We start from the raw sequence: 4,326 nt of genomic DNA, 5'->3' as shown, positions 1-4,326 counted from the left end.
TATGGACGAACCCCGAGGCTATTGTCACTGAGTTTATTAATATTACAGGAATAGTGGTTTTACAAGCAGGAACTGGTTTAGCGGGACGAGTTTGGGAGAGGGGATATCCTCAATGGATTGCCGATCTTAGTGGTGATACAGACTTTGGTTTGAATTCTTCCGCAGCGCGATCGGGACTGCGATCGGCGTTTGCATTCCCTATTCAAAGCGGCAATGAAATGTTAGGAGTAATGAGTTTTTTCGGTCGAGAAAAGTTGCCTCCTGATGAAAATTTACTGCAAATGATGGCGGCAATGGGGAATCAATTAGGTCAATTTGTCAAGCGCAAACAAGCTGAAGCAGCATTAAAAAAACAACAGGAAAAAAGTGAAAGGTTGCTCTTAAATATTCTGCCCAAATCCATTGCCGATCGCCTCAAAGAAGAGCAAACAATTGCCGATAGTTTTGATGCAGTAACGGTATTGTTTGCCGATTTGGTCGGATTTACGGAGATGTCAGCACACTTATCGCCTATTGAAGTGGTAGAACAATTAAATGGAATTTTTTCCGAATTCGATCGCTTGACCGAAAAGTATAAATTAGAGAAGATAAAAACTATCGGTGATGCTTATATGGTGGTAGGAGGATTGCCAGAAGTTCGGGTCGATCATGCAGAAATTATCGCAGATATGGCGTTAGAAATGCAGGCTGCGATCGTTAACATTAATAAGACAACCCAACAAAAATTTGCCATTCGTGTTGGCATCAATACAGGGTCGGTGGTAGCGGGAGTTATTGGTACTAAGAAGTTTATTTACGATCTGTGGGGAGATACGGTTAATACTGCCAGTCGTATGGAATCTCATGGACAACCTGGACACATTCAAGTTACAGAAAATACTTACAAAATTTTGCGCGATCGCTATAAATTTGAGGAACGGGGTTTGATTCCGGTTAAGGGAAAAGGAGAGATGAGAACTTTTTGGTTAGTGGGAAAAACATAATTTCAAGTGATGCGATCGCTGAGTTCAATCCATTTTTCGACACTAATATCTTCCCCTCGAGATTGAGGATCGAGGTTTAATTCTTCCAGTAGAAGAGAAAGGCGATCGGGTTCCATCAGACTTTTTAAATTATTGCGTAACATTTTCCGTTTATTGGCAAATCCCAATTTAACTAACATGGCTAAATGACGGGGATCGCGAACCTTTTTTTCTCTTAAGGAGGGTCGCAAGCGAACAACGGCTGAATTAACCTTGGGAGGGGGATAAAAGGCTGTTGCAGGGACATCACAGATTAATTCACAGTTCGCTAAATATTGGACTCGCACGGATAATGCCCCAAAATTTTTAGAATTGGGTTTGGCACAAAGGCGATCGCAGATTTCTTTTTGTACGAGTAAAACAATAGAATCGTAAGATTGTCTAACGGGTTGGACAATCGTTCCTAAAAGTCGTTTTAAGATCGGACCTGTGATATTATAAGGAATATTCGCAACAACTTTATTGGGATTTTGGAATTTGGGAAAGTTGGCTAATGTTGCATCGAGATCGAGTTCTAAAATATCTCCTTGTAGCAACATAAAATTATCTTTCTCTCCCAATTTTTTAACCAAATGCTTGCACAAATCCCGATCGACTTCCACAGAAACTAAAGCATTTGTTTCCGCTAAAAGACGACGGGTGAGAATACCTGTACCGGGTCCAATTTCCAAAAGGCGATCGCCTTCCTTTATTTCTGCTGCTTTGACAATTTTTTCTAAGACAACTTCCGATCGCAACCAATGTTGGGCAAAACTTTTTCTCGGTCTAATCATACCTATAAAATATAATATAAAAACAGCAAATAAGGAACAAGAAAATAGGGCTAAAACAAACAGGGCGCAAGCATTGCGCCCCTACGGATGATTGTATTTTATCCTAGAATCATTAAAGCCAAAGCGGGAACTCCTAAACCGATCATTAAACTGGCAGGCATCATTTTACGAGTTTTAGCTAAACGAACGATAAAGGTGACAATTAGAATTGCGGTAATGGCGATCGCGACAGTCAAACCCCAAATTTGTCCCTGTAAAGACAACAATCCCGCAATGAGTAACAAAAGACCGCTACCACAACCGGAGATAAGAGAGATTTTGCTTTGGGCGCGAATATAACCCATAATTCCCCCCCCGATCGCAATAATCCCGTAAACAATTGCAGCAATAATTCCCAAACTCATAACGCATAAGCTCCCAGAATGTTTTTTTCAGACCCTTATTCTAGAAGGTGCAACGGCGTTAAAACGCATAATCTTGATGAAATGTTGCATTTGAGGTGACGGCGATCGGATATTGAGGCGATCGCATTCACAAGCAACCTCATGGCGAGATCGCTGTCTAGTTGCCGAAATTCAAGCATCTTAGAGAGTGTCGGGAGTCCATTTGCGTTTTTAATCTTATGTCAACTCAAACTTTAAGTTCCCAAGATCAAATCCATCGAGTCATCGGAGAGATTCTCGCTTCCCGCAAGATTACCCGCGAAGATCAAAATTTACTCATGTCTTTATTATTTGATGGTGTTTTAGGTGATACTCATCAAAGAGAAGTCAATCGCATTTATGAAGCTGTGAGTCATGGATTAATTCGCGTTATTGATTAAAATTTAGACTAAATCATTGGCATTAATTCCTAACGCTTCGAGTTGTTCTGGAGAAAGCGATCGCAGCTTTTCTACTAGGTTTAAGCGTTTTTGCCGTTCTTGTTCTTTTTCCGAACGTTCTTGTTCTTTTTCCGAACGTTCTCGTTCTTTTTCCGAACGTTCTCGTTCTTTTTCTAGACGTTCTCGTTCTTTTTCTAAGCGTTCTTGTTGTGCTAATTCTTGACCGATTGGCAATAAATTTCCCTCTACATCCCACCACCGCAACCATTGCTGGGATTGGTTTTGATAGATTCCTTCCCAAACTCCTAACTCAACCTGCATGGGAATGATAGAATAACGATCGCGTTCGTTAGGGGTCATGGGTTCGTAGCGATCGCCAACCAGTTGATACATTTCTAATTCTCCCGTTGTCACGATAAAAATGCCGTAATAGGCAATTCGCATGATTTGTTCGTAGACCCAAAATTTACCGGGTTTGATGAGATCGCCTTCTGAAGAACGAGATAAGGGAGTGCGATCGCGTTCCTCGGAACCATCTCCCGAAGCAAATTCAAGCACAATGGTAGGACTAATATGTTCTCGCCAAATAACATAAGAGCGTCTAATTTGTCCGTCAAGATTAGGGGGAACATTAGGGACATAAAACCAATCGGGGGCTTCCGCACCGCGTTCGGGGGGTTCGGTTTCTCGCCAATAAATGCCGCAATCTTGCCCGATACAATACTGTCCGTCGGGATGTAGTTGTTGCAAAATAGAACTGAGAGAATCTGTCAGCAATAAACTTTGGGGATGTTCTTGAAAATTCTTCACAAATGTTCCATCCTCATCGGGAAGTTGGGTATGGTCGGGAAAAGGAGTCAGAGGTTCGGTTTTCGATACAGTTTGAACCATTGGTTTATTGGGTTGTAAAAGGAAAAGTACGTTTGAGTTGGATTAATTCATCGCGATGACCTCGCACCAAAATTCGATTTTTATCGGTTGCTTCTGTTTCTATTTTAATCAAAACTTGTTCGACTCGTCCTGCACCTTTCCAATAAAAATAGCCGGCTAATGGTGCAATAATCACTAAACCAATAAAGAAATTACCGATCGCCGGAAATAAATAAGCAAAAACCAAAGCCAAGGAAAGTAAACCAATAGCGGCTAAAACCGAGAGAAAAATTGCTAAAAACCAACTGGGACGCACAAACCCTTCAAAGGTTAAGCGATCGCTTTCTGATGCGGTGACTTTATAAGCGCGGCGATCGAAATATGTTTGTAATTTTTCTAATAAAGATTCTCGTGTTTCTTCCGTGAATAGTTGGATTTCTTCAATCCGTTCTTTAACGGAAGCGCGAATAAAGAAAAATAAACCGATCGCCAAAAGTAATGTTAGAAAGAAAGTTGAAGATAATACAGCAGTGTTCATTGATAATAGATAACGAGTTTGCGATAACCCTAATCCATTTCAATGGATTTTTTGTATGAGACGGGGATTTCAATCCCTGGCGGATCGGGCTATACTATTTAATTATCGCATATTTCGCGATAAAAAGAACAATTAATAACGGTCAAAGCGATCGCAGCCAATCGACTAAACCTCGAAATACAGTCGCTAATTTATCCAGATTCAATGTTTCGAGGCGATCGCTAGGCTGATGATAATGAGGATTGCGAAAATTACTCGTATCTGTCACCATTATACCTCGATATCCCGCATCCCAAAAAG

General features: G+C 41.0%; 7 protein-coding genes. 2 read left to right on the top strand and 5 right to left on the bottom strand.

Annotation, left to right across the window (positions count from 1 at the left end; all coding sequences use genetic code 11):
- On the top strand, positions 1-983 hold a 983-nt coding region (locus VB714_RS21080), incomplete at its 5' end, for an adenylate/guanylate cyclase domain-containing protein (RefSeq protein WP_323226656.1).
- A 2-nt stretch (positions 984-985) separates the two neighbouring features.
- Here VB714_RS21080 and rsmA read toward each other — a convergent pair.
- From rsmA to VB714_RS21065, 3 genes are all read right to left on the bottom strand, one after another.
- Positions 986-1,795, bottom strand: coding sequence for a 16S rRNA (adenine(1518)-N(6)/adenine(1519)-N(6))-dimethyltransferase RsmA (gene rsmA / locus VB714_RS21075; protein ID WP_323226655.1), 810 nt, complete (start codon positions 1,793-1,795; stop codon positions 986-988).
- 98 nt (positions 1,796-1,893) lie between these two features.
- On the bottom strand, positions 1,894-2,199 hold the full coding sequence (locus tag VB714_RS21070; protein ID WP_204103932.1) for a TMEM14 family protein: 306 nt from the start codon (positions 2,197-2,199) through the stop codon (positions 1,894-1,896).
- Between the two features lie 35 nt (positions 2,200-2,234).
- Positions 2,235-2,378 (bottom strand): hypothetical protein, encoded by a 144-nt coding sequence (locus VB714_RS21065; protein WP_323226654.1) that lies wholly within the window; start codon positions 2,376-2,378, stop codon positions 2,235-2,237.
- 39 nt (positions 2,379-2,417) lie between these two features.
- Between VB714_RS21065 and VB714_RS21060 the strand changes: the two genes are divergently transcribed.
- Complete coding sequence (locus VB714_RS21060; protein WP_323226653.1) at positions 2,418-2,618, top strand: hypothetical protein; 201 nt, start codon at positions 2,418-2,420, stop codon at positions 2,616-2,618.
- A gap of 3 nt (positions 2,619-2,621) precedes the next feature.
- On the opposite strand, the gene VB714_RS21055 is transcribed toward VB714_RS21060, so the two are convergent.
- Complete coding sequence (locus tag VB714_RS21055) at positions 2,622-3,509, bottom strand: Uma2 family endonuclease (protein ID WP_323226652.1); 888 nt, start codon at positions 3,507-3,509, stop codon at positions 2,622-2,624.
- A 4-nt stretch (positions 3,510-3,513) separates the two neighbouring features.
- Positions 3,514-4,026 carry a cofactor assembly of complex C subunit B gene (locus tag VB714_RS21050; protein WP_323226651.1) on the bottom strand — a complete coding sequence of 171 codons (513 nt, stop codon included), beginning with the start codon at positions 4,024-4,026 and terminating at the stop codon, positions 3,514-3,516.
- Positions 4,027-4,326 lie beyond the last annotated feature (300 nt).

The organism is Spirulina sp. 06S082 (genome assembly GCF_034932145.1).
Lineage (GTDB): Bacteria > Cyanobacteriota > Cyanobacteriia > Cyanobacteriales > Spirulinaceae > CCY15215.
This window is presented reverse-complemented; position numbering and strand designations above follow the sequence as displayed.